The sequence below is a fragment of the Bacillus sp. B1-b2 genome (assembly GCF_009183415.1).
Classification (GTDB): domain Bacteria; phylum Bacillota; class Bacilli; order Bacillales; family Cytobacillaceae; genus Niallia.
Genome location: NZ_WEHU01000061.1, coordinates 1 through 4,864, shown reverse-complemented (window position 1 = coordinate 4,864; position 4,864 = coordinate 1). Strand labels below are relative to the sequence as shown.

The 4,864-nt window shown below is 34.5% G+C and carries 5 protein-coding genes; 4 read left to right on the top strand and 1 reads right to left on the bottom strand.

Going from position 1 to position 4,864, the window contains the following annotated elements:
• Positions 1–153: 153 nt before the first annotated feature.
• On the bottom strand, positions 154–1,458 hold the full coding sequence (locus F9279_RS24620; RefSeq protein WP_152116721.1) for a glutamate-1-semialdehyde 2,1-aminomutase: 1,305 nt from the start codon (positions 1,456–1,458) through the stop codon (positions 154–156).
• 170 nt (positions 1,459–1,628) lie between these two features.
• On the opposite strand from F9279_RS24620, the gene F9279_RS24615 reads away from it, so the two are divergent.
• From F9279_RS24615 to F9279_RS24600, 4 genes are all read left to right on the top strand, one after another.
• Positions 1,629–2,030, top strand: coding sequence for an ion channel (locus F9279_RS24615; protein ID WP_152116720.1), 402 nt, complete (start codon positions 1,629–1,631; stop codon positions 2,028–2,030).
• A 71-nt stretch (positions 2,031–2,101) separates the two neighbouring features.
• Positions 2,102–2,572: a thioredoxin-dependent thiol peroxidase gene (gene bcp / locus F9279_RS24610; protein ID WP_152116719.1), complete on the top strand. Its 471-nt coding sequence runs from the start codon at positions 2,102–2,104 to the stop codon at positions 2,570–2,572.
• A gap of 376 nt (positions 2,573–2,948) precedes the next feature.
• Positions 2,949–3,422: a peroxide-responsive transcriptional repressor PerR gene (perR, locus tag F9279_RS24605; RefSeq protein ID WP_152116718.1), complete on the top strand. Its 474-nt coding sequence runs from the start codon at positions 2,949–2,951 to the stop codon at positions 3,420–3,422.
• A gap of 262 nt (positions 3,423–3,684) precedes the next feature.
• Entirely contained in the window at positions 3,685–4,557 is an 873-nt protein-coding gene (locus tag F9279_RS24600) for a nucleotidyltransferase-like protein (protein WP_152116717.1), read from the top strand.
• Positions 4,558–4,864 lie beyond the last annotated feature (307 nt).

The window sequence follows — 4,864 nt, the reverse complement described above, 5'->3', positions numbered from 1 at the left end:
CGGGTATTTAACATCTAAATCACCAACCTATGTTTGATAATTATATTATATCAAATTAACGCGGTGAATAGATGTAGTTATCATTAAAAAGAATAGCTGTCGAGACTTTCTCGACAGCCTGAGAGAGCTTTTTTCAGCTCTCCTAAAGTAAGGTTAAAACTTATATTCTTCCGCCAATGTTGCGAATGCATTGTTTACGGCATATAGGGTTGCTTCAATGTCATCTTCGGTGTGGGCGATTGTTAGGAACCAGGCTTCGTATTTGGATGGTGCAAGCATGATTCCTTGTTCTACCATTAGTTTGAAGAAGCGGCCGAACATTTCGCTGTCTGTGTTTTCGGCTTGTTTGTAGTTCATAATTTTTTCTTTTGTAAAGTAAACAGTAAGAGCACCTTTTAAACGGTTGATGGTGATTGGTACGTTATACTCTGCTGCTGCTTTTAGAATACCTTCTTCTAAGATTGCTCCTAGATTGTCTAAGTGTTCATATACACCTTTTTGTTGTAATACTTCTAAGCAAGCAATACCCGCTTGGATAGATGCTGGGTTTCCGGCATGTGTTCCTGCTTGGTATGCTGGTCCTACTGGTGCTACTTGATCCATAATATCTTTTCTTCCACCATATGCACCAATTGGTAATCCTCCACCGATAAGTTTTCCCATTGCGGTTAAATCAGGTTTCACACCAAGTAAGTCTTGTGCTCCTCCGTATGTAAAGCGGAAAGCGGTGATTACTTCATCATAGATAACAAGTGCTCCTGCTTTATGTGTTAATTCATTAATACCCTGTAAGAAACCTTCTATAGGTTCAACGATTCCGAAGTTACCTACTATTGGTTCAACTAAAACTGCAGCTACTTGATCGCCCCATTTATCTATTGCTTCTTTATAAGCATCTAGATCATTAAAAGGAACAGTGATAACATCTGCGGCAATAACAGAAGGAACACCTGCTGAATCAGGAGTACCAAGTGTAGAAGGTCCAGAGCCTGCAGCCACTAAAACAGGATCAGAGTGCCCGTGGTAACAGCCGGCGAATTTAATTACTTTATTTCTACCTGTATAAGCACGAGCAACACGGATAGTTGTCATAACTGCTTCTGTGCCTGAATTCATAAAACGAACTTTTTCCAAGGAAGGTATAGCTTCTTGAAGCATTTTCGCGAATTTAACTTCATGTGGAGTAGGTGTACCGAATAATAATCCAGTTTCAGCAGCACGTGTAACTGCTTTTGTAATATGTGGGTGAGCATGTCCAGTAATGATTGGACCGTACGCTGCTAAATAGTCAATGTATTGATTACCATCCACATCGAAGAAGTAAGCACCTTGCCCTCTTTCCATCACAACAGGAGCACCACCTCCAACTGCTTTATAAGAACGAGAAGGACTGTTCACTCCTCCGACAATAATATCTAAAGCCTCTTCATGTAATTTTTCAGAATTAGTATGTAACAAAATAAGAACCTCCTATAAATCATGTCATATCCCATTCTAGCACTTTTTAAATGAAGATAACAAAAAACGGTCCTATTTCTAAAAGTGTAGGGTAATGGACACATAATCATAATTTCACAAGACAAGCATACATATTATTGTTGATATTTAAATGAAGAGGAGGTAAGGGCATGTTTTTTTATTTCTTATTAGCTTTAATCCTTTTTTTTATTGTGATGAGCTTAAGAACTTTATTTGTTCCTTACCGTTTAAAAGAGAAATGGGTTTCTTTTGAAAATTTTATGTACTTATTTTTTGTATATATTACGATTATGATAGGATTTGGGCTGATTTATACGCTTTTTCAAATGAATGGAATTCCAGTTTATAATGCAGGACAGTCTCCTTCTTTAACCTATGATTTCTTTCATACATTACATACGAGTATCTACTTTAGTGGAGTAACTCTGTTCTCTGTGGGTTTTGGTGACTTAATGCCAGTTGGAATGGGAAGAATGATTGTTATTGTAGAAGCTTTAATCGGGTATACCATTCCAGCAGCTTTTGTGGCAAGAGCTGTACTGGAGAGGTAGTGCTTTCTAATTGAATTGTTTTAGGAAGTTAGGTAGTGTTTATGAAAGAAGAATGAAAAAGGCGGGATAGTATGTTAGTTAAAGTTGGAGAAATAGTTCCTGATTTTGAATTAGAAGCAGCAAATGGAGAAAAGGTAAAGCTATCAGATTATAGAGGGAAAAATGTGGTGCTTTATTTTTATCCAAAAGATATGACACCAGGCTGTACAACAGAAGCTTGTGATTTCAGAGATCGTCATGCAGATTTCGCTTCTTACAATACAGTTGTTCTAGGCATAAGCCCAGATCCAATTAAAAAACACCAAAAGTTTATGGAAAAGTATGAATTGCCATTTCCATTACTTTCAGACGAAAACCATGAAGTGGCAGAGCACTTCGATGTTTGGAAGTTAAAGAAGAACTTTGGCAAAGAGTACATGGGGATTGAAAGATCTACCTTCTTAATTGGTAAAGACGGAGAGCTAGTAAAAGAATGGCGTAAAGTGAAGGTTGCTGGTCATGTAGAGGAAGTACAAAGAAAAATTGAAAATTTAGAAGCCTAATTTGAGTTGATAAGGACTTTTGTCCATTCAAAATGAAGGGAAAGACATATTGTATAGTAGAGCATATACCTCCTCATATATATGTCTTAGACCAATGGATTGTTCCTTGGTCTATTTTTTGGTTTATCAATTGGATATTTTTTCTTGTGAAAAAAGAGAGTAGAGATGCATATAATGAAAATAGGGAATTATCAATTAACTTTGTAAGCTAGTTATTTTCTAAGAATGATTCTTATAAAAGAAAGTTGTTATGTAGGGTAATCGTTGTTTAATGACTTACTTATAGTCTCTATATTGACAAAACCATCCTATTATTAGTACACTATTTATAAACATTATAAAATAAGAATATCTTTTAGAAATGGGGTGCATATCCGTGGAACACAATCATAACCATGATCACGATCATAATCATGATCATAATGAGTTACAGGAAGCTCTTGATAAGCTGAAGGAAACAGGAGTGCGCATTACCCCGCAGCGTCATGCGATACTGGAATATTTAATTAGCTCTATGTCACATCCGACTGCAGATGAAATTTATAAAGCACTTGAAGGCAAATTTCCAAATATGAGTGTAGCCACTGTTTATAATAATTTAAGAGTGTTTCGTGAAGTGAATTTAGTGAAGGAATTAACCTATGGTGATTCTTCTAGCAGATTTGATTTCATTACATCACATCATTATCATATTATTTGTAAAGAATGTGGCAAGATAGTTGATTTTCATTACCCAGGCCTTGACGAAGTAGAGCAATTTGCTAGTCATGTGTCAGGATTTAAAATTAGCCACCACCGATTAGAAATTTACGGTTCATGTCCTGATTGTGCTCAAAAAGAAGCGCACTAAAAAGAAGAAGTTTTTTTAAAGATATTGCAACATAAGAAGTTGTTGTATCTTTACTAAGGCTTCTCTTTTTTTATTTTATGTAATTGCCGTCTTTAATAGGGATATACGATGAAAGTAAGTAAATAATTAGTAAGATGTTATTTTTAAACTATTGGAAATGTAGTAAGATTTTTGTTATGCCGAACATGGGCAGGAGTTTTATAGAAGATGTCGAAATAGTACGAAACGAAATAAATTTACAAATGGAGATGGAGGAATACCAATGGAACATATTCTTCGTCCTATATACCAAGAAAGAGCTAGCCAAGCAAATACATTGGGCGTATTAATGATTGATAAGAAACAAAATGAAATGACAGTTACAGATACCTTTGATACTGTTATGCTAATTCTGGTAAAAGAAGCGGAAAAGCCAGTCTTTATTAAGCATTACACCTACTCAGAGAAAAAGGCTGCACTACATATAGTGACAGAAAAGCAGTTAAGAGATTGGATCATACTTGGTAACAATAAGAGAATTTTTGAATGGATATATAATGGCAGAGTAGTATTTGATCGAAATGATTTTATATTTACGCTAAAAAAGGAATTAAAAGAGTTCCCTATATCAGAAAGAAAGAAGAAGATGGGCTTAGAATTCTCAAAGCTTATTAAAAGATATATGGATGGGAAAGCTTTTTTTGAAGATAAACATTATCTAGATGCATATAATGATGTGGTTCATTCTTTACATCATTTAGCTCGATTAGCTGTAATAGAAAATGGCTTTCACCCAGAAGTAACTGTTTGGAGTCAAGTGAAACAGATTGAACCAGAAATTTATAAACTATATATTGAGTTAGTAAATAGTGATGAAGCAATTGAAAAGAGATTAGAATTATTGTTCTTAGCAAGTGAGTTTTTAATTCACTCCAGAATGAGAACAAGTGTAAGTCATTTATTAGAAATTCTAAAAGAGAAAGATTATTGGACTTTTAATGAGTTAATGGAGAAGGAAGAGTTAGTAATCTACTCTGTTGATCTAGGTATGCTTCTAGAATATTTAATGGATAAACATTTAATAGAAGAAGTGAATGTATTAACGAAGAGTCCTGGTGTTTATCATCGATATTATAAGGTTTTAGAAAAAAACTAAAAAACTTTTGTAAAAAGTATTGACCTTGTGTTAATTAATTGTTATATTTATATCCGTCGCCGAAACAACACGAAATGTTGAAGTAAACGACGGAAAAATTATCTTAAAAAACTTGTTGACAAACAAAGTTAACAAATGTTATGATAATCAAGTCGCTTCTCGAAGGCGACAAACGAAATGCTCCTTGAAAACTGAACAATAAACGTCAACAATAATCGTTCTTAAAGAACGAAACAAGTAATACAAAAGCTAGAGTTTAGCAATGAGCTAATCTTACTCTTTATTGGAGAGTTTGATCCTGGCTCAG

What these genes read in the sequence shown, in the direction of transcription:
- F9279_RS24615 (WP_152116720.1), top strand. Translation starts at nt 1,629, where the DNA reads ATGTTTTTTTATTTCTTATTAGCTTTAATCCTTTTTTTTATTGTGATG.
- bcp (WP_152116719.1), top strand. Translation starts at nt 2,102, where the DNA reads ATGTTAGTTAAAGTTGGAGAAATAGTTCCTGATTTTGAATTAGAAGCA.
- F9279_RS24600 (WP_152116717.1), top strand. Translation starts at nt 3,685, where the DNA reads ATGGAACATATTCTTCGTCCTATATACCAAGAAAGAGCTAGCCAAGCA.